The sequence below is a fragment of the Aurantiacibacter gilvus genome, assembly GCF_038289935.1.
GTDB classification, from domain to species: Bacteria; Pseudomonadota; Alphaproteobacteria; order Sphingomonadales; family Sphingomonadaceae; genus Alteraurantiacibacter; species Alteraurantiacibacter gilvus.
In genome coordinates, this window is sequence record NZ_JBBYHV010000002.1 from 233760 (window position 1) to 260394 (window position 26635).

Annotated in this window: 32 protein-coding genes; 13 read left to right on the plus strand and 19 right to left on the minus strand. The window is 65.9% G+C overall.

The features are described 5' to 3' along the window. Window positions 1–38 precede the first annotated feature (38 nt). From pdeM to AAEO60_RS11005, 3 genes are all read left to right on the plus strand, one after another. Window positions 39–743 carry a ligase-associated DNA damage response endonuclease PdeM gene (gene pdeM / locus AAEO60_RS10995; RefSeq protein ID WP_341673757.1) on the plus strand — a complete coding sequence of 235 codons (705 nt, stop codon included), beginning with the start codon at window positions 39–41 and terminating at the stop codon, window positions 741–743. 90 nt (window positions 744–833) lie between these two features. Continuing rightward, a complete protein-coding gene (infC, locus tag AAEO60_RS11000; protein WP_341673758.1) occupies window positions 834–1355 on the plus strand; it encodes a translation initiation factor IF-3 in 522 nt (173 codons plus the stop codon). A gap of 163 nt (window positions 1356–1518) precedes the next feature. Next, window positions 1519–3345, plus strand: a complete 1827-nt coding sequence (locus AAEO60_RS11005) for a sensor histidine kinase (RefSeq protein WP_341673759.1) — start codon at window positions 1519–1521, stop codon at window positions 3343–3345. Here AAEO60_RS11005 and AAEO60_RS11010 read toward each other — a convergent pair. Continuing rightward, a complete protein-coding gene (locus AAEO60_RS11010) occupies window positions 3342–4622 on the minus strand; it encodes an OmpP1/FadL family transporter (protein WP_341673760.1) in 1281 nt (426 codons plus the stop codon). The genes AAEO60_RS11005 and AAEO60_RS11010 overlap by 4 nt on opposite strands. Before the next feature lie 111 nt (window positions 4623–4733). Continuing rightward, complete coding sequence (locus AAEO60_RS11015; protein ID WP_341673761.1) at window positions 4734–5108, minus strand: VOC family protein; 375 nt, start codon at window positions 5106–5108, stop codon at window positions 4734–4736. A gap of 64 nt (window positions 5109–5172) precedes the next feature. Here AAEO60_RS11015 and AAEO60_RS11020 point away from each other — a divergent pair, with 64 nt between their 5' ends. The 3 genes from AAEO60_RS11020 to AAEO60_RS11030 all read left to right on the plus strand — a co-directional run bounded on the left by AAEO60_RS11020 (window position 5173) and on the right by AAEO60_RS11030 (window position 9148). Continuing rightward, window positions 5173–6597, plus strand: a complete 1425-nt coding sequence (locus AAEO60_RS11020; RefSeq protein WP_341673762.1) for an SLC13 family permease — start codon at window positions 5173–5175, stop codon at window positions 6595–6597. 149 nt (window positions 6598–6746) lie between these two features. Beyond that, window positions 6747–8078: a cystathionine gamma-synthase family protein gene (locus tag AAEO60_RS11025; protein WP_341673763.1), complete on the plus strand. Its 1332-nt coding sequence runs from the start codon at window positions 6747–6749 to the stop codon at window positions 8076–8078. A 101-nt stretch (window positions 8079–8179) separates the two neighbouring features. Continuing rightward, complete coding sequence (locus AAEO60_RS11030) at window positions 8180–9148, plus strand: hypothetical protein (protein WP_341673764.1); 969 nt, start codon at window positions 8180–8182, stop codon at window positions 9146–9148. 283 nt (window positions 9149–9431) lie between these two features. Here AAEO60_RS11030 and AAEO60_RS11035 read toward each other — a convergent pair whose 3' ends face one another. Both AAEO60_RS11035 and AAEO60_RS11040 read right to left on the minus strand, forming a co-directional pair. Further along, window positions 9432–9959, minus strand: coding sequence for an NADPH-dependent FMN reductase (locus AAEO60_RS11035; RefSeq protein ID WP_341673765.1), 528 nt, complete (start codon window positions 9957–9959; stop codon window positions 9432–9434). Between the two features lie 102 nt (window positions 9960–10061). Then, window positions 10062–10595 carry a J domain-containing protein gene (locus AAEO60_RS11040; protein ID WP_341673766.1) on the minus strand — a complete coding sequence of 178 codons (534 nt, stop codon included), beginning with the start codon at window positions 10593–10595 and terminating at the stop codon, window positions 10062–10064. Window positions 10596–10784: 189 nt separating this feature from the next. On the opposite strand from AAEO60_RS11040, the gene AAEO60_RS11045 reads away from it, so the two are divergent. Continuing rightward, on the plus strand, window positions 10785–10979 hold the full coding sequence (locus AAEO60_RS11045) for a hypothetical protein (RefSeq protein WP_341673767.1): 195 nt from the start codon (window positions 10785–10787) through the stop codon (window positions 10977–10979). On the opposite strand, the gene pal is transcribed toward AAEO60_RS11045, so the two are convergent. From pal to hisB, 13 genes are all read right to left on the minus strand, one after another. Further along, the gene (gene pal, locus AAEO60_RS11050; protein ID WP_341673768.1) at window positions 10980–11504 is read right to left on the minus strand and encodes a peptidoglycan-associated lipoprotein Pal; all 525 of its coding nucleotides are present in this window, start codon (window positions 11502–11504) and stop codon (window positions 10980–10982) included. Between the two features lie 70 nt (window positions 11505–11574). After that, on the minus strand, window positions 11575–12972 hold the full coding sequence (gene tolB, locus AAEO60_RS11055; RefSeq protein ID WP_423970160.1) for a Tol-Pal system beta propeller repeat protein TolB: 1398 nt from the start codon (window positions 12970–12972) through the stop codon (window positions 11575–11577). Then, complete coding sequence (locus AAEO60_RS11060; RefSeq protein WP_341673770.1) at window positions 12969–13748, minus strand: energy transducer TonB; 780 nt, start codon at window positions 13746–13748, stop codon at window positions 12969–12971. Before AAEO60_RS11060 ends, tolB begins: the two co-directional genes overlap by 4 nt. An 11-nt stretch (window positions 13749–13759) precedes the next feature. Then, window positions 13760–14263, minus strand: a complete 504-nt coding sequence (locus AAEO60_RS11065; protein WP_341673771.1) for an ExbD/TolR family protein — start codon at window positions 14261–14263, stop codon at window positions 13760–13762. Further along, window positions 14263–14964 (minus strand): protein TolQ, encoded by a 702-nt coding sequence (tolQ, locus tag AAEO60_RS11070; RefSeq protein ID WP_341673772.1) that lies wholly within the window; start codon window positions 14962–14964, stop codon window positions 14263–14265. The genes AAEO60_RS11065 and tolQ overlap by 1 nt, the downstream gene beginning before the upstream one ends. A gap of 2 nt (window positions 14965–14966) precedes the next feature. Continuing rightward, a complete protein-coding gene (locus AAEO60_RS11075) occupies window positions 14967–15416 on the minus strand; it encodes a YbgC/FadM family acyl-CoA thioesterase (protein WP_341673773.1) in 450 nt (149 codons plus the stop codon). A gap of 75 nt (window positions 15417–15491) precedes the next feature. Further along, entirely contained in the window at window positions 15492–15869 is a 378-nt protein-coding gene (locus AAEO60_RS11080) for a histidine triad nucleotide-binding protein (RefSeq protein ID WP_341673774.1), read from the minus strand. Next, complete coding sequence (locus tag AAEO60_RS11085) at window positions 15869–16186, minus strand: phosphoribosyl-ATP diphosphatase (protein WP_341673775.1); 318 nt, start codon at window positions 16184–16186, stop codon at window positions 15869–15871. Before AAEO60_RS11085 ends, AAEO60_RS11080 begins: the two co-directional genes overlap by 1 nt. A 50-nt stretch (window positions 16187–16236) precedes the next feature. Beyond that, a complete protein-coding gene (locus AAEO60_RS11090; protein WP_341673776.1) occupies window positions 16237–16422 on the minus strand; it encodes a hypothetical protein in 186 nt (61 codons plus the stop codon). Window positions 16423–16492: 70 nt separating this feature from the next. Next, entirely contained in the window at window positions 16493–17254 is a 762-nt protein-coding gene (gene hisF, locus AAEO60_RS11095; RefSeq protein ID WP_341673777.1) for an imidazole glycerol phosphate synthase subunit HisF, read from the minus strand. Window positions 17255–17465: 211 nt separating this feature from the next. Further along, window positions 17466–18191, minus strand: coding sequence for a 1-(5-phosphoribosyl)-5-[(5-phosphoribosylamino)methylideneamino]imidazole-4-carboxamide isomerase (hisA, locus tag AAEO60_RS11100; RefSeq protein WP_341673778.1), 726 nt, complete (start codon window positions 18189–18191; stop codon window positions 17466–17468). Next, entirely contained in the window at window positions 18188–18820 is a 633-nt protein-coding gene (gene hisH, locus AAEO60_RS11105) for an imidazole glycerol phosphate synthase subunit HisH (protein WP_341673779.1), read from the minus strand. The genes hisA and hisH overlap by 4 nt, the downstream gene beginning before the upstream one ends. A gap of 101 nt (window positions 18821–18921) precedes the next feature. Continuing rightward, the gene (gene hisB / locus AAEO60_RS11110; protein ID WP_341673780.1) at window positions 18922–19515 is read right to left on the minus strand and encodes an imidazoleglycerol-phosphate dehydratase HisB; all 594 of its coding nucleotides are present in this window, start codon (window positions 19513–19515) and stop codon (window positions 18922–18924) included. A 105-nt stretch (window positions 19516–19620) separates the two neighbouring features. Between hisB and AAEO60_RS11115 the strand changes: the two genes are divergently transcribed. From AAEO60_RS11115 to gmk, 3 genes are read left to right on the plus strand one after another with little or no spacing between them, the layout of a single operon-like run. Further along, window positions 19621–20118 (plus strand): SspB family protein, encoded by a 498-nt coding sequence (locus AAEO60_RS11115; RefSeq protein ID WP_341673781.1) that lies wholly within the window; start codon window positions 19621–19623, stop codon window positions 20116–20118. Window positions 20119–20162: 44 nt separating this feature from the next. Then, window positions 20163–20579, plus strand: a complete 417-nt coding sequence (locus AAEO60_RS11120; RefSeq protein ID WP_341673782.1) for a hypothetical protein — start codon at window positions 20163–20165, stop codon at window positions 20577–20579. 31 nt (window positions 20580–20610) lie between these two features. Next, a complete protein-coding gene (gmk, locus tag AAEO60_RS11125) occupies window positions 20611–21249 on the plus strand; it encodes a guanylate kinase (protein WP_341673783.1) in 639 nt (212 codons plus the stop codon). Here gmk and AAEO60_RS11130 read toward each other — a convergent pair. Continuing rightward, the gene (locus tag AAEO60_RS11130; protein WP_341673784.1) at window positions 21246–23576 is read right to left on the minus strand and encodes a S8 family serine peptidase; all 2331 of its coding nucleotides are present in this window, start codon (window positions 23574–23576) and stop codon (window positions 21246–21248) included. The two genes, gmk and AAEO60_RS11130, sit on opposite strands and share 4 nt — an antisense overlap. A 229-nt stretch (window positions 23577–23805) precedes the next feature. Here AAEO60_RS11130 and dapD point away from each other — a divergent pair, with 229 nt between their 5' ends. From dapD to AAEO60_RS11145, 3 genes are all read left to right on the plus strand, one after another. After that, a complete protein-coding gene (gene dapD, locus AAEO60_RS11135) occupies window positions 23806–24645 on the plus strand; it encodes a 2,3,4,5-tetrahydropyridine-2,6-dicarboxylate N-succinyltransferase (protein WP_341673785.1) in 840 nt (279 codons plus the stop codon). A 76-nt stretch (window positions 24646–24721) separates the two neighbouring features. After that, the gene (locus tag AAEO60_RS11140; RefSeq protein WP_341673786.1) at window positions 24722–24940 is read left to right on the plus strand and encodes a hypothetical protein; all 219 of its coding nucleotides are present in this window, start codon (window positions 24722–24724) and stop codon (window positions 24938–24940) included. Between the two features lie 4 nt (window positions 24941–24944). Beyond that, window positions 24945–25370, plus strand: a complete 426-nt coding sequence (locus tag AAEO60_RS11145; protein ID WP_341673787.1) for a DUF1810 domain-containing protein — start codon at window positions 24945–24947, stop codon at window positions 25368–25370. On the opposite strand, the gene AAEO60_RS11150 is transcribed toward AAEO60_RS11145, so the two are convergent. After that, entirely contained in the window at window positions 25367–26623 is a 1257-nt protein-coding gene (locus AAEO60_RS11150) for a dipeptidase (RefSeq protein ID WP_341673788.1), read from the minus strand. The two genes, AAEO60_RS11145 and AAEO60_RS11150, sit on opposite strands and share 4 nt — an antisense overlap. Window positions 26624–26635 lie beyond the last annotated feature (12 nt).

A 26635-nucleotide genomic window follows, 5' to 3' on the forward strand; every position in this document is an offset into this window, starting at 1 on the left:
CTCTTGCCAAACCCGCGGGCAAGCGGCAAGTGAGACCAATGGTTCCCGTTTCGTTCACTTTCCCCTTTTGCGGCGACGAGTTCGTGCTGACCAAGGCCAATGCGCTCTACTGGCCGCGGGAACGGGCGCTGCTGGTGGCGGACCTGCACCTGGAGAAAGCGAGCTTCTTCGCCAAGCACGGGCAGATGCTGCCCCCCTACGACAGCCGCGAGACGCTGGAACGGCTGGCAGAGGCCGTGCGCGAGTTCGGTGCGCGGCGGGTATTCACGCTGGGGGACAACTTCCACGATTCGGAAGGATCGCACCGGCTGGAGGAACACGCCGCTGGCATGCTGAGCGCCCTCACCCGCGTCACCGACTGGGTATGGATCACCGGCAACCACGATCCCGCCATGGCCGCGCACAGCGGCGGCACGATTGCGGAGGAGCTGGAAGTCGCGGGAATGGTGCTGCGGCACGAGGCCAAGCGCGGCGAGACGCGGCCGGAGCTTTCCGGCCATTTCCACCCGCGCGTGCAGATGACCGTGCGCCAGCGCCACATCCGCCGCCCCTGCGCGGTGGTGAGCAGCGACAACGCCGGCAGCGGGCGGATGATCCTGCCGGCCTTCGGCGCGCTGACCGGCGGGATGGATGCGAGCGACCCGGCGATCCTCGCAGCCCTGCAACCCGCCAGCACCATCGATGCCGTGGTTCCGACCGCCAGAAAGCTCGCCCGTTTCCCCTTGTGGCGGCACGCGGCGTAGCCTCTAGCGTTCCCTTCGGTAAATCCCTACATAGCGCGCACGAACAACAGCAGAATCAGGAGCGTTCACATACCTCGTCCACCCCGCCGCATGATGGCACCGCCGGTCAAGTCCGGCCCGAAATTTGACAACCTTATCCAATCCGACAAGGTTCGCGTGATCGACGATCAGGGCGAAAACCTTGGCGTGATGTACACCCGCGAAGCGATCGAACAGGCGGCCGAAGTCGGCCTGAATCTCGTCGAAGTCTCGCCCAATGCGAACCCGCCGGTGTGCAAGTTCCTCGATGTCGGCAAGTACCGCTACGAAGCCCAGAAAAAGGCCAATGCGGCGCGCAAGACGCAGAAGACGCAGGACATCAAGGAAGTGAAGATGCGCCCGAACATCGACACGCACGACTACGATGTGAAGATGCGCAACGTGAACAAGTTCATCGAAAACGGCGACAAGGTGAAAGTCACCCTGCGTTTCCGTGGCCGCGAAATGGCGCACCAGCACCTGGGCATGGACCTGCTCAAGCGCGTGCAGGACGACGTGGCGGAAATCGCCAAGGTCGAAGCCTTCCCGCGCCTCGAAGGCCGCCAGATGCTGATGGTGCTTGCCCCCAAGTAGGCACAAGTGATTGGGACGCATGCCATAACCTTGGCATGCGTCGCACTTGCACCCTCCCCTATCATTGCCCAAACCCTTGCCCCGACCGGGCAGGGATGAGGCAGCTCGCGCGTTAAGGGGGGCGACTGTGACCAGCGAGACCGCAGTGCAAGGAAGCCAGCTGGTGCGGCTGCTCGTTGCGATTGCCGCCTTGCAAGCCTTCTTCTGGCTGGTGATGGTGCCCACCATCGTCCTGCCCGGCTATGACAGCCCGCCGCTGGTCGAAGTCGAGGACTTCACCTTTGCCGCGGTCGCAGCACCCGGCGCCGACGCCCTGCCGGATGCGGACTACCAGCCCGCCCCGCGCGAGCCGCTGAACCTGCCGGTCGGCTACTATGCCGTGCGCTCCACCTTCACGCTGGACGAAGTGCCCGAACAGGGCCTCGCCATGCTGGACCAGATGAGCGGCGACAACATGCGGCTGTTTGCCAATGGCCAGCTGTTCCACGCTCCCGGCTCCATGTCGCTGGAGGAACCCAGCTACCATGCCTACCAGCGCGAAGTGCTGCTGGTCCCGCCATCGACCCTGCGCGAGGGCGAGAACGAGATCACCGGCATCTACCTGCAGACCCTGCCGCACGAGCTGAACTTCCACCCGCCCGTGCTCGGCGAATATGTCGCCCTGTCCGATGCCGCGCGCTGGCGCGCCTTCACGATCGAGGAATACCGGCTGATCACCGCGGTGATGGTCTTCGTCGTCACCCTGTTTGCCGGGCTGGCTGCTCTGCGCGCGCGGGACCGGGACCTGCCGAAGTGGCTGTTCCTCGCGGGTGCCGGGTGGACCGCCTACAACCTGTTCTTCGAATGGCTGTGGCTACCCCTGGTGGGGCCGGGCCGCGGGTTCTACTACGGGATTGCCACGATCTTCCTCGCCATGGCCTGGGCGGTGTTCGCCGATGCCTGGTCCGGCAAGCGGCTGCGCCTTTACCGGCCTGCCGTCTTCGCCGTCTTTGGCACCGGGGCACTGACCTGTTTCTGGGCCATGTTCATCGCCTATTCCGACACTGCCTTCAACGTGGTGGAAACGGCGGTCGAATGGGCCGGCCTGACACTGGCCTTCGCCACGGTCGCGCGGCTGGTCTGGCACTTTGCCACCCAGCGGGACGAGCGCCGATATATCGAGGCGGCAGCGCTGGTGCTGCTGGCCTCGATGATGGCCTACCACCTGATCACGATCATCCTCTACGACGTGAACCGCCCTTACCTCTCCGCCACCCAGCCACTGGTCCTGCTGCTGCTCGTGATCGGCTTCTTCCAGCGCAATTTCGCCCTGTTCCGCAGCCGCGAGCAATTGAACGAGGAACTGGCCGGGCAGCTGGCCGAACGCACGCAGGAACTGGCCGTGGCGCACGAGCGGGAGAAGGGCCTGCTGCGCGACCAGGCGCGGGTGGAGGAACGCCGCCGGATCATGCGCGACATGCACGACGGCATCGGCTCCAGCCTGATGTCGCTGCTGCTGGGGACCCGCAGCGGGCGGATGGACAGCGAGCGCATGGCCCTGGGCCTGCAGGCAGCCATCGACGAGATGCGGCTGATGATCGATTCGATGGATTCGATGGGCGACAACCTGCAGACCGCCTTCGCCCTGTTCTGCGAGCGCGCCAGGCGGCGCTGCGACGACGCGGGCTTTGCCTTCGCGTGCGCGGACGACAGCGGCGACAATCTCCCGCCGCTCGGCGCGCGTGACATCCTGCAGGTGTTCCGCGTGCTGCAGGAGGCCGTCACCAATGCGCTGAAACATTCGAGCGGCGACCGCATCTCTGCCCGGCTGCTGCCGGACTCGGTCGAAATCAGGGACAATGGGCAGGCGTTCAAGGGGCCGCGCCAGGGTGGTCGCGGCCTCGAGAACATGGAGGTGCGGGCGCAGTCGATCGGCGCCACGCTGACCGTTGACCGCGAGGGCGAGGAAACGGTCGTGCGGCTGGCGCTGCCGCCAGCCGCTGCGGGCTAGAGCTGGAAGCCGACTTCGAGACCGAAGGAGGTCTCGGCCAGGAAGACATTGGCCTCGCCGCCGCCATAGGGCGCGGGGATCGCCCCTTGGCCCAGCACGTCGTTGCGCGGCGCGCGCATGGCGAAGGCGGTGATTTCCGTGCCGCTGTTCGCGCGCCAGGTGGCGCCCACGGTGAAGTGGTCCTGCACCACGCCGGGGGCGAGGATGTTGAGGAAGGTCTCCGATGCGGGCACCGGGTTGTCCGAACGGCCATAACCGGCGCGCACGGTGACGGCATCGCTAATGTCGTAGGCCGCGCCGAACTTCACCACGGTCACGTCGTCCCAGCCGAAGCCGGGGCCATTGGCGCCGCCAAAGGGAACGCCGGTGAACAGCACACCGAGCGGGTTGCCGACCGAGTTCACGTCCGAATACTCGATCCGCTTGATGTCAGCCGCCAACACCAGCCGTTCGGTGGGACGCACGGCAATGCCCGCGCCGTAGGATGCCGGCACGTCGAAGCCGCCCTGGTCCGCAAACAGGCCCGCGTAGTCGTCGAACTCGGTCGCCCAGACCTTCGACTGATAGAAGGCGCCGATGGCAATGTTCTCGGTCAGCTCGCCGTAGTAGCCGACGCGGAAGCCCGCGCCGAAGGACACGTCGGTGCCGTTGTCGGTGAAATTGGCCGGGTCGGCCGAAGCCTGGGTGAACGGCTGGATGCCGGTCGCGCGGAAGCCCTGCACCATGCCGACCGCAGAAACGCCCAGCGAATGGCCTTCGGAAAATTCGTAGGCCAGCGTGGGCGAGATGAAGACCTGCTTCAGGTCGACCCCGGCAGCGCCCTGCGCGCCGAAGGCGGCATAGGGATTGCCGCTGTCGTAGTCGGTGTTCATCCCGCCATTGCCGTTGATCGTGAGCGCGAAGGTGAGCTCATCCGACAGCGGGCGGACATAGCCGAATTCGGGCAGGACAAAGGGGTTCGCGCCATTGCCGTCGTAGGAACCGTCCAGCCCTGCGCCATTGCCTTCGATGGTCGCGCCGCGATCGGGCACGAAGACCTCGACCCCGAAATCGGCGCGCGGGCTGTCGATGGCGCTGATGGTGGCAGGGTTGTTGGCGCCGGTCAGGGCGTCCTGCGGCAAGGCGATACCGACACCGCCCATGCCCTTGGCCTTGGCCCCGACACCGTTGAGGAAATAGCCGTCAGTCGCGGCGGCAGGCGCGCTGGCGAGCGCAAGTACACCGGCACCGGCAAGCGCGGCGAAACGGAGCGAAGGGAGGGTAGGAAAAACGGACACGGCGGACCTCGATTATCGTTGTTCTGATCTGTCCGCGCAGATGTGAGCGGGCTCCCGTAAATGGAACCTACCCTTTCTAGCGTAATGCCAAGCTGAGCTTTGGCCAGGAGATCAGGGCTCCCACAGCTCCACCGGGTTGCCGTCGCAGTCGTGCACGCGGGCAAAGGCGCCCACGCCTTCCATGGCTTCGCGGTGGCTGATCGCGATTCCTGCCGCTTCCAGCCGCGCGAGCAGCGCGTCGAGGCCCTCCACCCGCAGGTTGAGCATCACCTGCCGGTCTGCCGCGAAGTAGTCGCTGTCAGCCTTGAAAGCGGAGAAGACCGTCGGCCCCGCCTGCTGCATCCATACCCATTCGCCATCGGGCGTGGGTTCGCCGCTGCATGTGGCGGCGATGCCGAGGTGATCGCGGTACCATGCCGCCAGCGCTGCCGGGTCTGCCGAGCGGATGAAAAGGCCACCTATCCCCACAACCTTGCCGTCTGCCATCAACCCCTCCTTGTATCGCGCGCGCCACGCCGTAAGGTTTGCCGCATACGGGAGGGTAACACGGATGACAGCCGCACGCATCGGCTTCTGGCTGGGACCGGCGCTGTTCGCGCTGACCGTGCTGCTGCCCGTTCCCGAGGGCATGTCCGCCCCTGCCTTCCATGTCGCGGGACTGGTTGGCTGGATGGCCAGCTGGTGGATGACCCAGGCCGTGCCGCTGACGGTGACCGGCCTGCTGCCTTTCGTCGTGCTGCCCTTCTCCGGCGGCGGCAACGCGGGTGATGTGGCCAGCGACTACTACTCCCCGATCATCTTCCTGCTGCTGGGCGGCGCCTTCCTGGCGCTCGCCATCGAACGTACCGGGTTGCACAAGCGGCTGGCCGTGTTCATCCTCGACCGGATCGGCGGGCGCGGCGGGGAGTTCGGGCTGCTGCTGGGCTTCATGGTGGCCGCGGCGATCCTCTCCAACATCATCTCCAACACTTCCACCACGCTGATCATGATGCCGATGGTGCTGGCGGTGCTGGCAGGTGGGACCATGGCGCGAAGCGACGGCGAACCGGAGACCGAAGGCCTGTCCGGCGCGCTGCCGATGGGCCTCGCCTTTGCCGCGAGCATCGGCGGGCTCGGCACGATCATCGGCTCGCCCACCAATGCCATCGGCGTGGCCCTGCTGCGCGATGTTTCCGGGGTCGAGATCAGCTTTGCCAAGTGGGCCATGTTCGGCGTGCCCGTGGTGCTGGTGGGTATCCCGCTGGCGGCATGGATCATCGCCAAGGTGCAGGACATTGCCAATCACCCCTTCGACATTGCCGCCGCGCGCGAAGCCATCGATCCGCACGGGCCTTGGACGGAAGCCGAAAAGCGGCTGGTGCCGGTGATCGCGCTGACCTTCGTGGCCTGGATGCTGCGCGGCTGGGTCGCGCCTTACTTCCCGCCGGGATCACTGACCGACGGCACCGTGGCCATCGCGGCCAGCGTGGCGCTGTTCGTCCTGCCCGACGGCACCGGCAGGCGGCTGCTGGCCTGGAACGAGGCCGACCGCGCGCCGTGGGGCGTGCTGCTGATGTTCGGCGGCGGGCTGGCGCTGGCTGGCGGGATGATGCGCACCGGGCTGGCGGACTGGCTGGGCGAGGCCCTGCTGCCGCTGTCCGGCCTGCCGCTTATCGTCGTGGCGCTGGCGCTGGTGGCCATGGTTGTGCTGATCACCGAGTTCGCCAGCAATGTCGCCACCGCCAGCGGCATCATGCCCGTGGTCGCCGCGCTGGCCGTGGCGCTGGGCGGCGATCCGCTGCTGCTGGCCCTGCCCGTGGCACTGGCCGCCAGCTGGGGGTTCGTCCTGCCCGCCGGGACCGGGCCCAATGCCATCGCCTGGGCGACGGGACGGCTGCAATTGCCCAAGCTGATCAAGGCCGGACTTGCACTCGACATTGCAGGCATCTTCCTGATCGTCGGCGTGGTGTTTGCGCTGGCGCCACTCGTCAACTGACCCTTGCACCAAGCGCGGCACCAATATAATTACACCTGAAACCGGATTAACGGGCAGAGGCGTTCCTGCGGAGGTTAGGAGCGGGCGGCCCGGAACTCCTTGCCATCCCCTGCCTTCCTAGGGGTGAGACCTTTGGAAGGAGCCGCACCATGGCTGACAACCACGACGATCCACTGAACGCTGTCGACACCCCCACTCCGCGCCGCAAGCCCAAGCCCGAAGTGCCCTCCATCGGCGGTCGCGAGCTGAAGCCGTCGACACTGATGATGGGCCTCGGCTACGACGCCGCGCTGTCCGAAGGCTCGCTCAAGCCGCCGATCTTCCTCACCTCCACCTTCGCCTTCGAGAACGCGGCAGCGGGCAAGCGGCACTTCGAAGGCATCACGGGCAAGCGTCCGGGCGGGGCGGAAGGCCTCGTCTATTCGCGCTTCAACGGGCCGAACCAGGAAATCCTCGAGGATCGCCTCGCGGTCTGGGACGGCGCCGAAGACGCGCTGTGCTTCTCTTCCGGCATGACCGCCATCGCCGTACTGATCCTTGCCGCCTGCAACGCCGGCGACGTGATCGTGCACTCCGGCCCGCTCTATGCCGCGTCGGAAGGCTTCGTCGCCAAGGTCATGGCCAAGTTCGGCGTCACCTATGTCGCCTTCCCCGCCGGAGCCAGCCGCGAGGAGCTGGACGCGGTGATGACAAAGGCCAAGGCCATGGCCGAGGAGCAGGGCGGCGAAGTGCCGCTGATCTACCTCGAAAGCCCGGGCAACCCCACCAATGCGCTGGTCGATATCGAAGCCGTCCGCGACGCGCGCGATGCGCACTTCGATGCGGACCGCTGCCCCATCGCCATCGACAACACCTTCCTCGGCCCGCTGTGGCAGCGCCCGCTGGAACACGGCGCGGACCTGGTGGTCTACTCGCTCACCAAGTACGTCGGCGGCCATTCGGACCTCGTCGCGGGCTCGGTCTCGGGCGACAAGCGCTGGATCGACGCGATCCGCGCGCTGCGCAACACCATGGGCGGCATCGCCGATCCCAACACCGCGTGGATGCTGCTGCGCAGCCTCGAAACCGTCGAACTGCGCATGCAGCGCGCCGGCGAGAACGCGGCCAAGGTCTGCGCCATGCTGAAGGCGCACCCCAAGGTCGAAGGCCTCGGCTACCTCGGCATGATCGAGAACGCGCGGCAGCAGGACATCTATGATCGCCATTGCCTGGGCGCCGGTTCCACCTTCTCGCTGTTCATCAGGGGCGGCGAGGCGGAATGCTTCCGCTTCCTCGACGCGCTCAAGGTGGCCAAGCTCGCCGTCAGCCTTGGCGGCACGGAAACGCTGGCCAGCCATCCGGCCTCGATGACGCACCTTTCGGTGCCCGAAGGCCGCCGCGCGGAGCTGGGCATTGCCGACAACCTGGTGCGCATTTCCATCGGCATCGAAGACCCCGATGACCTGATCGCGGACTTCGAACAGGCGCTGGAAGCGGTGTAACCACACATTTGGCACCTTGCCCTGCCCGCTTCCGGACAGCTAAGAGCAAGGTCGAGTGACTAAGGTCACACCAAAAGCTTTTGGAAACGGACGGAATTACAGTGCTGCGCAAATATGCTCTTTTTGTCGGCGTCGCCGCCCTTGGCGCCCTGGTTACCTCTTGCGGAGGTGACGACACCGCCAACCCGACGCCTACACCGACCGACTCGGGAACGGGCACGCCAACGCCAACGCCGACCAGCTCGCAGGTGGACTTTTCCGTCACCGAGGCCTTCACGGCTGAGAGCAGCAACGCCAATGCCGCCTTCGCCTATTTCACCCCCGACGGGTCGATGGACGAAGTCTTCAACGGTGCTGCGCGACTGAACGGCACTGCCGGCATCCAGTTCCTGACCGATCCCGAAAGCGTGACCTTCGCCTTCCCCGACCTCACCGACAACGTGGTGTTCGACGCAACCGATTTCGCCAGCGTCACGGCGACGGAGCGCAACTATGCGCGGGCTGGCGAGAAGCTGACCATGCTGCTGCCCTTCGCGCACATCATGCAGGTGAACTACGAACTGACGCAGGATTTCACCCGCGACACCACCGACGGCACCCTGCGCGGCACGCGCGCGGCCTTCTTCTTCAACAGGATCACGACCGAAGACGATATCACCGCCGACATTCAATATGATGGCACGGTGCAGGTGGTTGGCGGCGACCCGGGGACGACAGCATCGGACGCAATTTCCGCACCCGACGCCACCATCAGCGTCTTGGCGGCCAACGATGCTATCTCCGGCACGATCCAGATCTTCGAAGACGTGAACGGCACGCCGGAACTGGCCACCACCCTGGTGTTCCAGCGTACGACCAACGATACGGGCGCGGTCACCGGCGGTGTGTTCGGCTCAACCGGCGTCGTATCCGGCATCCTGACCGACACCGACAACAATTTTGCCGGTAACTTCGCAGGTGCCCTGGCCGGGCCCGACCGCGAGGAACTGCTCCTGATTTTCTCGGTCACCGGCAATGAAGATGACGACGACGACCGGCGCTTCGTCGGCCGCTTCATCGGCCAGCAGTAGGCCTGCCGGATCGCTGCTCTGACCAAAAACGGGGCGGCGCTGGTTTGACTAAGGGGGTCGCATCGCCGCCCCGCAAGGTTGGCGACCGCATCAAGATGCGATCCATGACATGCGGCAGGATTCCCCGATGGCGGGCGATGCATGGCGCTCACCCGCCGATCGGGGGAGGCAGCATGGAGACATGCTGCGCCCGCAAGTCACGCCAGCAGTGTTCGCCCAGCCGCATGTGCGGGGCCATGCCATGGCTATGGCAAAACCCGCGCGCGGGCCTGGGGTGCCGGAGTCAGAGCTTGGCCAGAACGTCCTTCAGCGCGGTAACATGCTCCGGATTGTGCAGCTCGCCTGCTTCCATGTCGAAGGCATCGTAGAACTGCGGCAGTGACCAGGTCCCGCGCAGGTCACCGCCGAAGACCGGTGCAGCCGTCGCGGCGATGTCCAGCACCCGCCCGGCGCCGCCCGGGCCGCCCGAGGTGGCAAGCAGGACCATCGGCTTTCCCTGCCACACGTCGCGGTCAATCCGCGTGCACCAGTCGAACAGGTTCTTGAAGGCGGCCGGATAATGGCCGTTATGTTCCGCCAGGCCGATCAGCAGGGCGTCGGCGGAAGCAAGCCGGTCGCGGAAGTCGTGCGCCAGCTGGGGGATGCCCGATTCTTCCTCGCGGTCGTGCCGGTACAGCGGCATCTCGAATTCATGGATGTCGAGCGTTTCGATCTCCGCATCTTCCAGCAACGAGGCGGCATATTCCACCAGCTGGCGGTTGATCGAGACGGAGGAATTGCTGGCGGCAAAGGCCAGGATCTTGCGGGACATTCTAGAACCTTTCGTGGGGGTTTGGAGACGTCGTCATCGCGTCAGGAAATGTGCTGGATAGGTGCGGCGCGCAGTGCGGGCCCAAAGGCGCAAGAAAGGTTTTCACCCTTTCCATTCGCGGCGCTCTTCCGCCGCCTTGAGGACTTCATAGGCCAGCTGCAGCTTCTGGAACTCGTCCGCTGCATCCCTGTCGCCGGGTTTCACGTCGGGATGTACCTTCTTCGCGCGGGCGCGGTACTCGCGCTTGATCGCGTCGAAATCGGCATCCGATTCCAACTCAAAAACTTCGAGCGCGCGCATCTCGTCGGCGCTGCGCGAACCGTCGCCGCTGCCGCTCCAGCCGTAGTGCTGGGCCTCGGCATAGCCGGCGTTTTCGGCCTGCTCGCTCTTGGCGCGCTGGGCCGCTTCTTCCTTGTCGAGGCCTTCAAAATAGTCCCAGCCCTTGTTGTATTCCGCGGCGTGCTTCTCGCAGAAGTACCAACGGTCCTTGCTGTTGGGGCTCTTGGGCGCAGGGCACTTGCCCGGCTCGTTGCAGCCGTGGCGGTCGCAGATGCGCACCTCGACGGCTTCGCGGCCTTCTTCATAACCACGCCACCGGGGGAAACCCCAGTCGTTCGAACGGCCTGATCGCGCCATCAGCTGTCTGTTCCGCAATGCTGCATGGGCGCCATATAGGCAGGACATGCGCTCACGTGAACCGGTCTTGTTGTCCGTATTTGCACATTGGCTTTCACACAATTGATACAATTCGGTGCAAAATGCTGCATTGCAATATGGGCGGCAGCGCCTATTTGCCAGTCAGACATAGTCAACCAGCAGGTCCTCATGAGCAAGCAGCTCGCCATTTCCGCCACCTTTTCCGTCCTCGCGATGGCGGCCTTTTCGCTGACGGCCACGGCCATGCAGCCGAACCCGCTGGCCCAGAACCCATTGGCACGGACGCAAACGGGCGCGGAAGCCTATGCCACCGCGCCCGCTGCCGGCCCGTCAGTGACGGGCCTGCTCGATATCATCCGCTAATCAGCGTTCGATCATCACCGTCACGGCACGGCGATTGCGTGCCCAGGCGCTCTCGGTCGAACCGGTCGCTGCCGGACGTTCCTCACCATAGCTCACCGTACGCAGGCGGCTTTCGGGCACGCCCAGGCTGACGAGGTAGTTCTTCGCCGCATTGGCCCGGCGCTCGCCCAGGGCGAGGTTGTAGTCGCGCGTGCCGCGTTCGTCGGCATGGCCTTCGACAGTGGCGCGGGCAGTGCTGAACTGCAGCAGGTATTCGGCCTGCCGGCGCAGGGCGGCCCCGTCCTCGTTGTCGATGTTGTACATGTCGGTGTCGAAGTAGATCGTGTCGGCACCCTGCATGGCAGCAGAGAAGTGCGACTGCGAACCCGGCTGCGGCCCCACAGGCGTGGTTGCAGTCGGCGTCGGGGTCGGCGTCGGCGCGACAGTATCCTGTGGCGCGTCGGGCGTGATCACCGGCGGTTCCTTCTTGCAGGCACTGAGCGCCAGGGCGCTGGTAAGCGTAACGGCAATAATAAGGCGTTTCATGTTTTGGCTCTCCTTGAACCAGGTGCAGCAATTCAGGGTTTCTTGCGACCCTTATGGGGAACTAACGCATTCATGGCAAAACCGGTCCCCACGCCGGATCTGACGCTCCCACCGGGGTGCGAAGGCGGCGTTCGTTTTCTCCGGTCAGGTCCACCTGCCAGATCGACGTATTGCCCGTTCCGCGTTCGGTCCGGAAGAACTGGATGATGCGGCCGTTCGGCGCCCAGGTGGGCGCCTCGTCGTGCCACGCATTGGTAAGGGTGCGCATGTTGCGCCCGTCGGTGTTCATCACCGCGATGTGGAAGTCGCCGGCGATGTGGGTGAAGGCGATCTGGTCGCCGCGCGGGCTCCATTCCGGCGTTGCACAGCGCCCGCCGAAGAAGCTGATCCGGCGCTGGTTCGAACCGTCGGCATTCATGATGTAGCACTGCTGCGCGCCCGACTGGTCGCTTTCGAAGACGATGCGGCTGCCGTCGGGCGAGTAGGACCCGCCCACCTCGATTGCCGGGCTGAAGGTCAGCCGTTCGGGCCGGCCGCCGCCCGAGGAGGGCACGCGGTAGATGTCGGTATTGCCGGCAATGGCCATCGAATAGAGGATCCAGCGGCCATCCGGGCTCCAGCGCGGGGCGAAGGTGGGATTGCTGCTTTCGGTCACCAGCGTCTGTCGGCCCGTGCCGATGTCATAGACATAGATGCGCGGGTTGCCGTCGACGTAGGACAGGTAGGCGATCTTCGAATAGTCGGGCGAGTAGCGCGGGGTCAGCGCGGTCGACTGGCCATTGGTGATGAAGCGGTGGTTGGCCCCGTCGCTGTCCATGATGGCGAGGCGCTTGATGCGCGCCTCGGGCGGGCCGGTTTCGGCGATATAGGCGATGCGGCTGTCGAAGAACGGGTCTTCGCCCGACAGGCGCGAATAGACGAGGTCCGAACACTTGTGCGCCGCGCGGCGCCATTCGCCGGGGTTCACCACCCAGCCTTCGCGCACGAGCTCGATTTCAAGCTCGACGTCGTAGAGGTAGCAGCCGACCGTCAGGCGGCCATCGTCGTTGGCGCGCACATAGCCGTGCACCAGCATTTCGGCCGAACGCCCGCGCCAGGTGCCCCATGCCGGATCGGTGATCTGGCCATAGCTGGGGCGCGGCAGGCTGTCGGGGCCAACCGGACGGAACAGGCCGTTGAAGCGCAGGTCGTTGTAGACCACGCGCGACAGTTCCAGCCCCAGCGCCGCCGTGCCGCTGGAGTTGGCCGGCGTCGGTACGTCACGGTTGGTGGCAAAGCTGGCGATGGCAATGCCGAGGTCGTTCCAGCTGTCCGCCGTGACAGTGACAACCGTGCCCTGCCCTTCCTCATCACCGCTTTGCGCCGTGTCCTCGACATCGGGCAGGTCGAGCTGCTGTGCCGCTGCGGGCAGGGCCACAAAAGCAGCAAGCGGCATCAGGACGGAAGCAAGGGCAAGTTTCAGAGTCATTGAGCCAACCTGTTATCAAAGTTCGATGTTACCACGCTCCAGCCGGAATAGAACCGTTCTGGCAGGTTGAAAGGTGCCGCCAGCCGGACGGCACGAACCGCCTGTTCCTGGTGTCGGCCCACCTGGGCGCGGTTCGAGGCCGTAACGCCGTTCGTGGACACGACTTCCGGATTCCCGCGCAGCGAGCCGTCGCGGTTGAGGCGGAAACGGACGACCGTCACCAGCCGTTCCACCTCGGTCCCCGATGGCGGGTTCCAGTGCGGCTTGAGCTGGCGGACGATCTCGGAATCGATGCTGGCCTGCTGGCGCGCGCTCGGACGGTCGCCGGGCGAACCTTCCTCGCCATCATTCTGGCTCAGCCCGTTCAGGTCGAGCTCGCGCGACAGGTCACGCGGCGTGCGTTCCGGCGGCGGCGCGGTGGTACGGGTGGGCTGCGGGGTCGGCGTGCTGCGCTCTGTCGTCCGGCGCGGCGGCGTGGTGACAGGCCGTTCGACCGTTCGCTCCACCGGCGCGGGCGCGACTTCCGGCTCCGCCTCCATCACCTCTGCCGGTTCCGGCTGCGCCGAGGCCGCTGCCGGTTCGGCGCTGGGATCGGGCGCGGTGCTTTCCAGGCTGATATCGGTGGCCAGGCTCACCTCGATACGCTCGGGCGGCGCCAGCGAGGGCGGCTCGCGCGTGGCGTGCCAGACCAGTGCTGCGGCCAGCGCCAGGTGCAATGCCACGGCAACGCCGATGCCGACGCCTTCTTCGCTGGTGAGGTTGGCGGTCTTTGCCATGGCCCTGACAGCTATTCGCCGACTTCTGAACCGTCGGTGACCGGCTCTGCCGCAGGCGCGGGAGCCGGTGCCGAAGTTGGAGCAGGCGTGGTCGTCACCAGCGAGATCGCATTGAAGCCCGCGGCGTTCAGTTCGCCCATCACCGCCATGACGCGGCCATAGTCGAGGCTGCGATCCGCGCGCAGGTTGACCAGCGGCGGCTGTCCGCCTGCCGATACCGCCAGGTTATCGAGCACCTGCGGCAGCACGGCCTGCTCCACCAGCTCGTCGTCGACGAAGATGAAGCCCTGCTCGTCCAGCGCGATGGTCACCTGGTCCGGCTCCTGGTCGAGCGGGGTGGCGTTGCTTTCGGGCAGGTCGATCGGCACGCCGCTGGCCAGCAACGGCGCGGTGACCATGAAGATGATCAGCAGCACCAGCATCACGTCCACGAAAGGCGTGACGTTGATCTCCGCCATCGGCGCGCGCCGTGCCGAGCGCCCGCGCCGGGAGGAGGACATGACCCCCATGCCCATCAGATGGCTTCCATCTCGCGGCTGATCTGCGCGTGGACGCGGTCAGCAAAGCGTTGCAGCCCGGCCTCGTAGCCGTTCACCTTGTTGGACAGGCGGTTGTAGGCAATCACCGCCGGGATGGCGGCGAACAGGCCGACCGCCGTGGCGAACAGCGCCTCGGCAATACCGGGCGCGACCACGGCCAGCGACGAATTCTGCTGCATGCCGATCTGGAAGAAGCTGTTCATGATGCCCCAGACGGTGCCGAACAGGCCCACGAAGGGCGCGACCGAGCCGGTGGTGGCAAGGAAGTTGAGCCGGTTGGCCATGGTATCCGCCTCGTAAGCCACCTGTCCTTCCAGCGCCTGGGCGACACGGCTGCGCGCGGCGGAGGGGTCTTTCAGGCCCGACTTGTGGCTGCGGCGGAACTCGGCGATGCCGGCAGCGGCCACGCGGGCCGAGGGGTTGTCCTTGCGGCGCTTCAGGTCGAGCACCGAGTCCACGTCCTCGTGGGTCCAGAACTCTTCCTCGAAGGCTTCGGAGCGGCTCTTGCTCCTGCCCATGCGCAGGGTGAAACCGATGATGATCGCCCAGACCCAGACCGATGCCAGCACCAGGCCGACGATAACCGCCTGCACCACGATGTCGGCATCGAAGAACAGTTCGACCGGATCGAGCCGGGTCGGCGCGGCGGCAACGGCAAGACTATTCAGCAGGTCCATTCTCACTCTTTCTCGGCAAAGGTTTGGAAGGCGGCACGCCATGCCTCGGGCTGCCGGCGCGGGCGCCCGTCAGGCCCCAGGAAAGCCGCCACAATATCCACTTCGGCCAGCAATTCACCCCCTCGCAGGATCTTCTGCGACATGTGGGCGCTGGCCGCACGAATCTGGCTCGCGCGGGTTTCCACCAGCAGTTCGTCCTCGAAGCGCGCCGGGCGGCGCCACTTTATCTGTGCTTCGGAGACGGCATAGAAGCCCTCGCCCGCCTCGTGGGCGGCGCGCTGGTCTATGCCGAGCAGGCGCAAAATGTCGGAACGGGCACGCTCGCACCATTTCAGGTAGTTCGCGTGATAGGCGATGCCGGACAGGTCAGTATCCTCAAAGAAGACGCGCACCGGGTAAAGGTGGCGCGACCCTTGGATTTTTCCGGAGGGTGGTTGCAATTGCTCTTCCATCGATGAACGGCGGCTTACAGGTGGCGCGCCGCCAAAAAAAGAGCGTTTATCGGTGAACCGACTCGCAAATGCGGCCTAGCGAGCCAGCATCGGTCCCAGCGGGCCGCCGCCGAACAGGTGGACGTGCAAGTGCGGCACTTCCTGCCCGCCGTTACGGCCCACGTTGGCCAGCAGGCGGTAGCCGCGCACGGGCAGGCCCTGTTCGCGGGCGACATGGCCCACGGCGCGCACGAAACCGGCGATCTCTTCCGCCGGGGCCTTTTCGGAGAAGTCGTCCCAGCTGACATAGTGGCCCTTGGGGATCACCAGGATGTGCACCGGCGCCTGCGGGGCGATGTCGTGGAAGGCGAGCGCATGTTCGTCTTCATAGACCTTGTTGCACGGTATCTCGCCGCGCAGGATCTTCGCAAAGATATTGTCCGGGTCGTAGGGCTTGGTGGGGTCGATTGCCATCAGTTCGCGCTCCTCGAAGCCTTCTCGTCCAGGCCCGAAGTGCCCTCGCGGCGGTCGAGTTCGGCGATGACGTCGGCCAGCGACACGCCCTTGGCGTTGAGCAGCACCAGCAGGTGGAACAGCAGGTCCGCTGCCTCGCCGGTCAGTTCGGCCTTGTCGCCGCCAAGCGCCGCGATCACCGTCTCGGTGGCTTCCTCGCCCACTTTCTGGGCGATCTTGGGCAAGCCCTTGGCGTGGAGCCGGGCGACATAGCTGGTTGCGGGATCAGCGCCCATGCGCTGGCAAATGGTCTGCTCGAGGCGGGTCAATGTGTCCATCGCCGCTGCAAATGGGCGATTGCATGGCCTGCGGTCAAGCAGGGAAGCGTTCAGCTGTCGTCGCCACTCTTCTTGTCGGCCTTGCGCATCGACAGGCGGCGGCCGATCAGCACCCCCGCTGCGCCAAGCGCGAAGAGCGTGAGGCCGGAGCCTTCGGGCACCTGCGCTGCGCTGCTGGCCCATGCGGGTGCCGCGGAGGAAAGAGCGATTGCTGCAAGTGCGAGACGCGATGGCATGAGGCTGCAAAGCGCCTGATTTTATTCGATTTCAATCGGCGAAAGAATAGTGTCCCGAAGCGGAACCGTTTTAGCTGCGCGCGGGGAGACCAGCGGCACGCAAGGCGGCATGCGCCTCGGCTATCGTATGGGTGCCGAAATGGAAGATGGAGGCGGCCAGCACGGCGCTGGCGTGGCCCTTGGTGACGCCCTCGACGAGGTGCTGGAGGTTGCCCACCCCGCCGCTCGCCACCACCGGCACGGAGACCGCATCGGCAATGGTGCGGGTCAGTTCGAGGTCGTAACCGGCCTGCGTGCCGTCGCCGTCCATCGAGGTGACCAGCAGTTCGCCCGCGCCGAGGTCGGCCAGCTTGATGGCATGTGCGACCGCGTCGATCCCGGTTTCGCGGCGGCCGCCGTGGGTGAAGATTTCCCAGCGCCCCTCGCCCACGCGCCGCGCGTCGATCGAGGCGACCGCGCACTGGCTGCCCATCTTCTCGGCAATGTCGGCCATGATTTCCGGACGCCGCACGGCCGCGGAATTGACCGCGACCTTGTCGGCCCCTGCCAGCAAAAGCGCGCGCGCATCCTCAACCGAGCTTACGCCGCCGCCGACGGTCAGCGGCATGAAGCAGACTTCCGCGGTGCGCCGCACGATATCGAGCAGGGTGCCGCGCCCTTCGTGGCTGGCGGAAATGTCGAGGAAGCACAGCTCGTCCGCGCCCGCCGCATCATAGGCCTGCGCTTGCTCGACCGGATCGCCCGCGTCCTTGAGATCGACGAAGTTGACACCCTTCACCACGCGCCCATTGGCCACGTCGAGGCAGGGGATGACGCGGATACGGACGGTCATTTGGTCACCAAGGGAATGAAGAACACTACAGGCAATGCTGCCCAAAGTGCGACCAGCGACCAGAACACTACAGGGTGCCGAGACCGACTAGCGCGCTTACGGAATGATAGGATTGAAACCTCGTTGGTCCGAAATGCGTAAAAAAGCTCGATCACGGACAAAGCTGCAATTAGCGCAAACACGATAAACTCGGCTGTGCTGATAAGCCCACTCACCGGTTCGCCAGCGCAATCGCGGTCGCGAGGTCGAGGCGCCCCTCGTAGAGCGCGCGTCCGGTAATCACGCCTTCGATGCCCTGGTCTGCCTGCAGCGCGAGCATGTGGATGTCGTCCAGCCCCTTCACGCCGCCGCTGGCGATCACGGGGATATCGACCGAGCGCGCCAGTTCCACCGTCGCCTGGACATTGCAGCCCTTCAGCAGCCCGTCGCGGCCGATGTCGGTGAACAGCAGGCTGGCAACGCCGGCGTCCTCGAACCGGCGGGCCATGTCTTCCACGGGAACGTCGGACACTTCGGCCCAGCCTTCGGTGGCAACCATGCCGTCCTTCGCGTCGACCGCGACGACGATGCCGCCTTCCCATTCGCGGGCCATGTCCTTCACAAATTCGGGGTTCTTCAGCGCTGCCGAGCCCATCACCACGCGCGCCACGCCGAGGTTGAACCAGCCCTCGACCGCCGCCGCATCGCGGATGCCGCCGCCCAGTTGCACATAGCCGGGAAAGGCCTCGATAATGGCTTCCACCGCTTCGCGGTTCTCGGTCCGGCCCGCGAAAGAGCCGTCGAGATCGACCACGTGCAGGTGCTGTGCGCCAGCTTCGGCAAACAGCAGCGCCTGCGCGGCGGGGTTATCGCCGTAGACGGTGGCGCGGGCCATGTCGCCTTCGGCAAGGCGCACGACTTCACCGCCCTTCAGGTCGATGGCAGGAAATACGATCATGACGGATCCCATTCGAGGAAACGGGCGAGCAGGTCCAGCCCGTAGCGCTGGCTCTTTTCCGGGTGAAACTGCACACCAAGGATATTGTCGCGGGCAACAGCCGCCACCAGCCCGCCGCCGTGGTCGGTCATGGCGGCGACGTGGTGCCCGTCATCCGGCTGGAAGTGGTAGGAGTGGAGGAAGTAGGCCTCGCCCTCCTCGATCAGCTCGCTGCCGTCGTGGTGGTGGGCGTGGATCACGTCGTTCCAGCCCATATGCGGCACCTTGATCTCGGGATCGGTGCGCTCGATCAGCTTGACCTCGCCGGGGATCCAGCCGAGCCCGTTGTGGCTGCCATGCTCCAGCCCGCGCGTGGCGAGCAATTGCATGCCGACGCAGATACCGAGGAAGGGCACACCGTCCTCGATCACGCGCTCTTCGAGCGCCTCGACCATGCCGGGGATGTGCCACAGCCCGTCGCGGCAGGCCTTGAAGGCGCCGACGCCGGGCAGGACAATGCGGTGTGCACCGCGCACCAGCGCGGGATCGTCGGTGACGGTAACGTGCTCCGCCCCGGCCGCCTTCAGCGCGTTGTGAACCGAGTGAAGATTGCCAGCGCCGTAATCAATGAGCGCAATGGCCTCAGCCATTGTCGTTTTCCGCACGCCCCTCCGGGCGCGCGGTCCTCGCTCGATGCGCAGGCGAGCTGCGCCCGCTGCGGGCGGGCGGTCGCCCTTGCGGCTGTCGCCGTTCAGCCACCCAGCTGCCCCTTGGTGCTGGGTACGGCCCCGCCCTTGCGCGGGTCCAGTTCCACCGCCTGCCGCATGGCGCGGGCAAAGCCCTTGTACAGCGCTTCGCAGATGTGGTGGTTGTTCTGGCCGTAAAGCACCTGGCAGTGCAGCGTCAGCCCGGCGGACTGCGCCACCGAGTGGAACCAGTGCTCGATCAGCTCGGTATCCCATTCGCCCAGCTTCTCCTGCGTGAAGCGGGCTTTCCACACCAAGTAGGGGCGGCCGGAGATATCCAGCACGACGCGGGCCAGCGTCTCGTCCATCGGCGAGTGTGCCTCGCCATAACGCCCGATCCCGGCCTTGTCGCCGAGCGCATCGGACAGCGCCTGCCCCAGCGCGATGGCGCTGTCTTCGGTGGTGTGGTGCTGGTCGACATGCAGGTCGCCCTGCACCTTCAGCGTCACGTCGATCAGCGAATGGCGTGAAAACTGCTCCACCATGTGATCAAGGAAGCCGATTCCGGTGGATATGTCGTATTTCCCCGACCCGTCGAGATTTACCTCGACGAGGATGTCGGTTTCGGCCGTTTTTCGCTCTGTTCGCCCGGTTCGCATGGGGGCATGCCTATAGGCGGATAACGGGCACGCGCAAGCGGCGAAGAGGGCGAATCCCGCCGATTCCGGCTTGATTTTGCCTCGCTGCGACGTCACCTAGCGCCCATGAGCGACGATGCACCCGACAGCCTGATACCGTACGACGAGATCGTACAGGAGGCGCTTCGCGCCGTGGTAGGGCGTGTGCTCGGCACGGTGGAACGCGATGGCGGCACGCTGCCGGGCAACCATCATTTCTACATAACCTTCAAGACCGGCGCGCCCGGCGTGGAAATTCCCGCGGCCCTGCGTGAACGGTTTCCCGACGAGATGACCATCGTCCTGCAGAACAAGTTCTGGGACCTGAATGTTTCCGATCGCGGTTTCACCGTGGGGCTGAGCTTCAACCAGATCCCGTCGAAGCTGGACATTCCCTTCTCGGCAATCACCGCTTTCGTCGATCCGGCGGTCGATTTCGGCCTGCAGTTCCAGGCGGCAGCCGAAGACGTCGAGCCGGCCTTGCACGACGATGCCGAAAACGACACGCCGGACGATGACGATGTCGCCGTTTCGAGCGAAGATGGATCGAATGTCGTCACCGTGGATTTCGGTAAGAAGAAGTAACCGATCCATTCCCGCCACCATTGCGGATTCCATGGGGGGCACAGATGAGCGAAGAATTGAGCCGCGAGGAAGTACGCCGCCGCGTGCGCGAGCGGGCCGGCAAGCCTGCCTTGCCCGGCCCGAGCGAGAATCCCGCCACCAACCTCCTGCTGGCCGACATCGTCATCCGCATCGGCACCAGCTTCCTGCGCACCGGGGTGGAAAAGGCCTTCCTCAAGAACCGCTACGACCCCGATACCGCCAATGCCATCGTCGACAACCGCTCGGCCTTGCGCACGCTTGGCGCGGTGGCCGTGGCCAAGTTCGCGCGCAAGTCGATCCCCGGCGCGGCCATCGTCGGCACCGGCATTGTCGGCAAGCTGCTATACGACAGCGCCAAGACGCGCCGCGCCAACCGGCGCAAGGGCGATACCCAGCTGCTGGAACAGGCGGCAGAGGAAACGCATACCCCAGAGGGTTGATACTGGCCCCCGCCCCGCGCAATAGCACTGCATGGCCGACTCCACTTCCCAACTGCCCCGCCGGGGGCTGATGTTCATCCTTTCCTCGCCTTCGGGCACGGGAAAGACCACCATCGCGCGCAAGCTGCTGGCCGAAGTGGACGGGCTGGGCCTGTCGGTCTCCGTCACCACCCGGCCCAAGCGGCCCGGCGAAGTGGAAGGCAAGGATTACATCTTCGTCGACCAGGCCAAGTTTGACGAAATGGTCGAGGCCGGCGAATTCCTCGAATGGGCCGTGGTCTTCGGCAACAGCTACGGAACGCCCAAGGCGCAGATCAAGGCCGGCCTGAAGGCGGGCGAGGACTTCCTCTTCGACATCGACTGGCAAGGCACCCAGCAGCTGTACCAGCGCATGGAAGTGGACGTGGTGCGGGTTTTCCTGCTGCCGCCGAGCATCGAGGAACTGGAACACCGCCTGCGCAGCCGGGGCACCGACAGCGAGGACGTGATCCGTGGCCGGATGGACCGCGCGCGGTTCGAGATCAGCCACTGGGACGGCTACGACTATGTCGTGATCAACGACGATATCGAGGCCTGCTACCACAAGGTGCTGACCATCCTCGAAGCCGAGCGCATGAAGCGCGCACGCCAGGTCGGACTGGTGGACTTTACCCGCAAGCTGATGAGCTAGAAGCGACGGCTCCAGCGGAGCGCCACGCCCGCATCGTCCGGCGCGGCGTCGTAGTGGCCAGGCTCGCGGCGGTAGAACAGGCTGACCATGGCATTGCCGCCGCCGAACCAGCCGCGCCATGCAAGTTCGCTCGCCAGTTCGCGGCCCTGCGGCGAGAGGCTGAGATATTGCGCTGCATAGGTGGGCCTCAGCGTTTCGTAGCTGAAGCTGTCCGGCAGGTTGAGCGTGATCCCGCCCGCGGCGACCCGCAGCGGCTGTGACAGGCGGAAAGCCAGCGCGTCATTGCCCGCGAATACCCCGCGCCGCTCGAGGTCGAGCGACCAGGCATTGCTCGTCAGGTCCGGACCCTGCGCCAGCAGGGGCGCGCTGCGCAGACGGGTGAAGCCTTGCCGGTACGCCGCGCCAAGCCGCCACTCAGGGGCAAAGTGCCAGCCGAGATCGGCGTCGAGGAACAGGGTATCGCTGCCCGCGAGGCCGAAGCCCTCGTGGAACCGCGCGCCTAGCACGGTGCGATCCTCGCTGAGCAAGGTCACACCCAGCGCAGAATCGACGAGGCCGAATTGCCGGTCGAGCGCCAAGGCGAGCCGCGAAATGTCTTCCGCGCTCCGCTGCCCGAGCAATTGCGCCGCCCGGCGTTCATTGGCTGCCGTAATGGTGGAGCCGTTCTCGGCGCTGACTGTCAGGCCCCAGCTGCCCAGCTGGCGGCGCAAGGCAATGGCGCTGTCGGTCTCGGCCAGCATGCCGCTTTCCCCCGCGCCGCTCTCAGCGATCATGAAGGCGGGACGTTCGCGCCCTTGCAGCCCGGCGACCAGTCCTTCGGCTCCCTGCCGGTAGCCGAAGCCGAGTTGCAGGTCCGGCGCCAGTTGCAGGGCGACGCGAGCGGCCAGCACCCGCGCCTGTTCGGCGTCCTCGCTGCGCAGCTGCAGCGCCCGCGCGCGCGGCGGCTCGCGGCCGGTCGCGTCGATGGAGAAGGCCACGCTGGCGCTTCCGGACCCCGCAGAGATGCTGCGGCTGGACATGGCCAGCGCTCCGTGCAGGCGCTGCGGCAAGTCCGCCCCGCGCAGGGTTCCGGCAAGGTTGGTCGAGAAGGCGCGGCGGTATTCGTCGGTCACCACGGCAGGCAGCGAGGCCGTGCGGAAGGCATCGCCCATGGCCGGCGAGGAGGTGGCCGTGCTGTCGCCCAGTGCCATGGCGATGGACTCGCCCGCCAGCTGGGTGGTGCCGACCGGCTCGAAGGCCGCATTGATGTCGAGGATGCCCCGGCCATAGACCCCGTCATCACCCATGGCCCCGGCGTCGAAAGCCGTGCGCAGCAGGATTTCGGCAATCTCGGTGCCGGTCAGGTGCGGGAAGGCCTGCGCCAGCAGCGCTGCTGCGCCTGCCACCTGCGGTGCGGCAAAACTGGTGCCCGAGAAGAGGTAGGCGAACCCCTCGTTGTCGACAAAGATCGTGCCGTTCTCGTAGACGCAGCAGATCGCCTCGCCGCGAGCAGCGAGGAAGAATTGCGTGTTCGCCCCCGCGCGGTTGGAGAAGTCGGATATCTGGTAAGTCTCGTCGACCGATCCGACCACGATCACCCCGCCGCTGCCCGCATTGCCCATCTGCCGGGCAAAGGCCGTCAGTTCGCCCTGCCCGTCGTTGCCGGCCGCCACGACCACCAGCACGCCGGCGTTCACCGCCGACTGGATCGCGGATTCCAACGCCGCCGTAATCCCGCCGGGGCCGCCGAGCGAGATGTTGATCACCTTGGCATCGTTGGCGACGGCATGGTCGATCGACTGGGTAATGGCGGTGTCGGTGAAGCCGCATTCGGAGTTGGCATTCTGCGGATTGTCGCCCGCACAGCTGCCCGGCTCGTCCGCGCGGATCGCCAGCAGGGTCGCTTCCCAGGCCATGCCGAGGATGTCGGTCCCGTTGCGTCCTGCTGCGGCCACCAGCGACACGAGGTTGCCGTGATCGTCCGTCCCTTCGATCCCGCGGGTGCCGAAAATGTCCGTCGAGGCGGGCGAGATGCGCCCGGCGAATTCGGGGTTGTCGGGGTCGACGCCGGTGTCGATCACCGCGATGGTGACGCCGTCCCCGGCAAAGCCCTGCTCCCATGCCGCCACGGCATTGTGCTGGCCCGGCCCGTCCGACAAGCGGAATTCCGGCGTGTTGAACTGGGCGGGCACCGGCACGACCGGGAAAGCGGCACTGGTGGGCGTTGGTGTGGGACTGGGTGTGGGGCTTGGCGTTGGCGTCGGAGCAGGCGTTGGAGCAGGTGTCGGTGCCGGTGCGGAGATGACCGGGCTGTTGCCGCCGCCGCAGCCGGTCAATAGCGCGGCCACCACCACCAGGGATGCCCCGTGCCAGCTTTTCCAGCTGCCTGTGCGCCTACCGTGTCCCACTTGGGTCCCTCATACTTGGGGCCTGCCTGCCCGGGCTTGGTCTAACGATTGCTGAATATCGGCGAATAGCCCACAGAAGTTGCGCGCTTGTGCACTGGGGCGCAAGCCGCTAGCCGCGCTGCAAACGGAGCGACGAGACCTTCGATTCCGACCACAGGGAGCTTTCACAATGTCCGCCGACCTTATCGCCACCATCGAACAGGCCTGGGAAAACCGCACCGAAGTCACGCCCGCCAGCAGCGACGTGCGCGGGCCGGTGGAAGAGGCGCTCACCCTGCTCGACAGCGGCGAAGCCCGCGTGGCCGAGCCTGACGGCAACGGCGGCTGGACCGTCAACCAGTGGCTGAAGAAGGCCGTGCTGCTGTCCTTCCGCCTCAACGACAATCGCGTGGTGGACAATGGCGCGGCCGGTGCCCCCGCCTATGACAAGGTGCCGAGCAAGTTTTCCGGATGGGGCGAGGCCCGCTTTGCCGAGGCCGGTTTCCGCGTGGTGCCCGGTGCCGTGGTCCGTCGCGGCAGCTTTATCGGCCGCAACACCGTGCTGATGCCCAGTTTCGTGAACATCGGTGCCTACGTCGCCGAAGGCACAATGGTCGATACCTGGGCCACGGTCGGCTCCTGCGCGCAGATCGGCAAGAACGTGCACCTGTCCGGCGGCGTCGGGATCGGCGGCGTGCTGGAACCGCTACAGGCCGGACCGGTGATCATCGAGGACGGCGCCTTCATCGGCGCGCGCAGCGAAGTGGTTGAAGGCGTGGTGATCGGTGAAGGCGCGGTGCTGTCGATGGGTGTCTATATCGGCGCCTCGACCAAGATCGTCGATCGCGCCACTGGCGAGGTCCACTATGGCAAGGTGCCGCCCTATGCCGTGGTCGTGCCCGGCTCGATGCCCGGCAAGCCGCTGCCCGACGGCACGCCCGGCCCCAGCCTCTACTGCGCCGTCATCGTCAAGACGGTGGACGCGCAGACCCGTTCCAAGACCGGCATCAACGAGCTTCTGCGCGACTGAGTTCCTCGCGAGCAGGCGAAACTTTTGCCTCTGCGAGCCGTTGCAGTACAGTACCCCAGAATCGGGAGAATCGAACATGAGCGAAGAAGAGAACGGCCAGATCCACATCGACGAGCAGGACGCTTCGGCCGGTCGCAAGCCGGGCGTGGTGCGCTGGGTACTGCTCATCAGCATGATTTCACTCATCCTGATCTTCGTCATTATCCTGTTCGTGGCTCCGGCCATGGCGCCTGACAGCGGCGGCGACTACGGCGCAGCCGACATGCTGGAAAACGCTTCGGCTTTCTTCGCCTGACGCGGTGACCGACGCATTCGGCCTCGAACGTTTTGTCGAGGCGCAGGCGCCGGTCTACCGGCAAGCGCTGGAAGAGCTGCGGAGCGGCGCCAAACGCGGCCACTGGATGTGGTTCGTCTTCCCGCAGCTGCGCGGACTGGGACGGACCTCCACCGCCAATTTCTACGGTATTTCGGGACGCGAGGAGGCGCAGGCCTACCTCGCGCATCCTCTGCTGGGTGCGCGGCTGCGCGAATGCACCGCGGCCATGCTGGAACACGCCGACAAGCGCTCTGCGCGCAAGGTGCTGGGCTTCACCGACGCGCTCAAGTTCAGGAGCGCGATGACGCTGTTCGAAGCGGTCGCCGACGATCCGGCGGTATTCGCGCGGGCGCTGGACGCGTTCTACGACGGCGAGCGCGATCTCACGACACTGGAGATGCTCGGCTAGCCGACCGGGTATTCGATCGGCGCCTCGTCGGCGTGGGCCGCAGCATATTCCTCGGCTCCGCGCATTACCCGCAGCATGTTGCGGTAGGATATCTTCTCCAGGTCGTCCTGCGAATAGCCGCGCCGCGCCAGTTCGGTGAACAGCGCCGGGTAGCCGGTCACGTCTTCCATGCCGACAGGGCCGCTGGCCATGCCGTCATAGTCGCCGCCGATGCCGATGTGGTCGATCCCCGCCACCTCGCGCACGTGGTCGATATGGTCGGCCCAGTCGGAAATCGTCGCGTCCGGCGTGGGATTTGCCTCATCCCATTCGGCCAATCCGGCCTCGACCAGGTCAGGGCGACCCTGCCACCATGCCTCCAGCCGCGCCTGCTCGGCCTGCCGCGCGGCGTACCAGACGCGCTGGGTCTCGCTGAGATAGCCCGGCAGGCCCACCGTCATGACAATGCCGCCGTTCTCAGGCAGGCGTTCGAGCACAGAATCCGGCACGTTGCGCGCATGGCCGTTCACGGCCTGCGCGCCCGAGTGGCTGAAGATCACCGGCGCACCGACCACGTCGAGCGTATCGTGCATGGTCTCGGCAGAGACGTGGCTCAGGTCCACCAGCATGCCCAGCCGCGCCATTTCGCGCACCACCAGCACGCCGAAGTCGGTGAGGCCGCCATGCTCCGGGTCAGCCGTAGCACTGTCGGCCCAAGGCGTGTTCCGCGAGTGGGTAATGGTCATGTAGCGCGCACCAAGGTCGTACATCTGCCGCAGCGTGCCGAGGCTGGAGCCGATCGAGTGGCCGCCCTCCATGCCGATCAGCGAGGCGATGCGGCCGCTGGCCATGGCGGCTTCCACATCGTCGGCGGTGAGCGCCAGCATCAGGTCTTCCGGATAGGCTTCGACCAGCCGCTTGGTAATGTCGATCTGCTCGATAGTGGTCTGCACCGCGACCGGCTCTTCGAGGCTGGCGGAGACATAGACCGACCACCACTGCGCGCCGACCATGCCTTCGCGCAGGCGGGCAAGGTCCGTGTGCATCTGGCCGGGCGACCACTCGTCTCCGTCCAGCGTGTCGTGGAAGTCGAAGTCGGCCAGCACGTTGCCATGCTGCCCGCGCAGGCGTCCCGGCACGTCGTTGTGGCCATCCCACACCGGCGCGGCTTCGAGCGCGGCCATGGCCACCTCTTCGGGCGTGTCCTGTGCGGCGAGCGGAGAGGCGATGAGGGCGGCGGCCATCAGGGTGGCGCGAATTGCAATCTTGCTCATGGACCGGACTAT

Bases quoted from the DNA above. Each gene is read 5' to 3' on its own strand.
- pdeM (WP_341673757.1), top strand. From the start codon at position 39: ATGGTTCCCGTTTCGTTCACTTTCCCCTTTTGCGGCGACGAGTTCGTG.
- infC (WP_341673758.1), top strand. From the start codon at position 834: ATGATGGCACCGCCGGTCAAGTCCGGCCCGAAATTTGACAACCTTATC.
- AAEO60_RS11015 (WP_341673761.1), bottom strand. From the start codon at position 5,108: ATGGCAGACGGCAAGGTTGTGGGGATAGGTGGCCTTTTCATCCGCTCG.
- AAEO60_RS11020 (WP_341673762.1), top strand. From the start codon at position 5,173: ATGACAGCCGCACGCATCGGCTTCTGGCTGGGACCGGCGCTGTTCGCG.
- AAEO60_RS11025 (WP_341673763.1), top strand. From the start codon at position 6,747: ATGGCTGACAACCACGACGATCCACTGAACGCTGTCGACACCCCCACT.
- AAEO60_RS11035 (WP_341673765.1), bottom strand. From the start codon at position 9,959: ATGTCCCGCAAGATCCTGGCCTTTGCCGCCAGCAATTCCTCCGTCTCG.
- AAEO60_RS11040 (WP_341673766.1), bottom strand. From the start codon at position 10,595: ATGGCGCGATCAGGCCGTTCGAACGACTGGGGTTTCCCCCGGTGGCGT.
- AAEO60_RS11045 (WP_341673767.1), top strand. From the start codon at position 10,785: ATGAGCAAGCAGCTCGCCATTTCCGCCACCTTTTCCGTCCTCGCGATG.
- pal (WP_341673768.1), bottom strand. From the start codon at position 11,504: ATGAAACGCCTTATTATTGCCGTTACGCTTACCAGCGCCCTGGCGCTC.
- tolB (WP_423970160.1), bottom strand. From the start codon at position 12,972: ATGACTCTGAAACTTGCCCTTGCTTCCGTCCTGATGCCGCTTGCTGCT.
- AAEO60_RS11060 (WP_341673770.1), bottom strand. From the start codon at position 13,748: ATGGCAAAGACCGCCAACCTCACCAGCGAAGAAGGCGTCGGCATCGGC.
- AAEO60_RS11065 (WP_341673771.1), bottom strand. From the start codon at position 14,263: ATGGGCATGGGGGTCATGTCCTCCTCCCGGCGCGGGCGCTCGGCACGG.
- tolQ (WP_341673772.1), bottom strand. From the start codon at position 14,964: ATGGACCTGCTGAATAGTCTTGCCGTTGCCGCCGCGCCGACCCGGCTC.
- AAEO60_RS11075 (WP_341673773.1), bottom strand. From the start codon at position 15,416: ATGGAAGAGCAATTGCAACCACCCTCCGGAAAAATCCAAGGGTCGCGC.
- AAEO60_RS11080 (WP_341673774.1), bottom strand. From the start codon at position 15,869: ATGGCAATCGACCCCACCAAGCCCTACGACCCGGACAATATCTTTGCG.
- AAEO60_RS11085 (WP_341673775.1), bottom strand. From the start codon at position 16,186: ATGGACACATTGACCCGCCTCGAGCAGACCATTTGCCAGCGCATGGGC.
- AAEO60_RS11090 (WP_341673776.1), bottom strand. From the start codon at position 16,422: ATGCCATCGCGTCTCGCACTTGCAGCAATCGCTCTTTCCTCCGCGGCA.
- hisF (WP_341673777.1), bottom strand. From the start codon at position 17,254: ATGACCGTCCGTATCCGCGTCATCCCCTGCCTCGACGTGGCCAATGGG.
- hisA (WP_341673778.1), bottom strand. From the start codon at position 18,191: ATGATCGTATTTCCTGCCATCGACCTGAAGGGCGGTGAAGTCGTGCGC.
- hisH (WP_341673779.1), bottom strand. From the start codon at position 18,820: ATGGCTGAGGCCATTGCGCTCATTGATTACGGCGCTGGCAATCTTCAC.
- hisB (WP_341673780.1), bottom strand. From the start codon at position 19,515: ATGCGAACCGGGCGAACAGAGCGAAAAACGGCCGAAACCGACATCCTC.
- AAEO60_RS11115 (WP_341673781.1), top strand. From the start codon at position 19,621: ATGAGCGACGATGCACCCGACAGCCTGATACCGTACGACGAGATCGTA.
- AAEO60_RS11120 (WP_341673782.1), top strand. From the start codon at position 20,163: ATGAGCGAAGAATTGAGCCGCGAGGAAGTACGCCGCCGCGTGCGCGAG.
- gmk (WP_341673783.1), top strand. From the start codon at position 20,611: ATGGCCGACTCCACTTCCCAACTGCCCCGCCGGGGGCTGATGTTCATC.
- dapD (WP_341673785.1), top strand. From the start codon at position 23,806: ATGTCCGCCGACCTTATCGCCACCATCGAACAGGCCTGGGAAAACCGC.
- AAEO60_RS11140 (WP_341673786.1), top strand. From the start codon at position 24,722: ATGAGCGAAGAAGAGAACGGCCAGATCCACATCGACGAGCAGGACGCT.
- AAEO60_RS11150 (WP_341673788.1), bottom strand. From the start codon at position 26,623: ATGAGCAAGATTGCAATTCGCGCCACCCTGATGGCCGCCGCCCTCATC.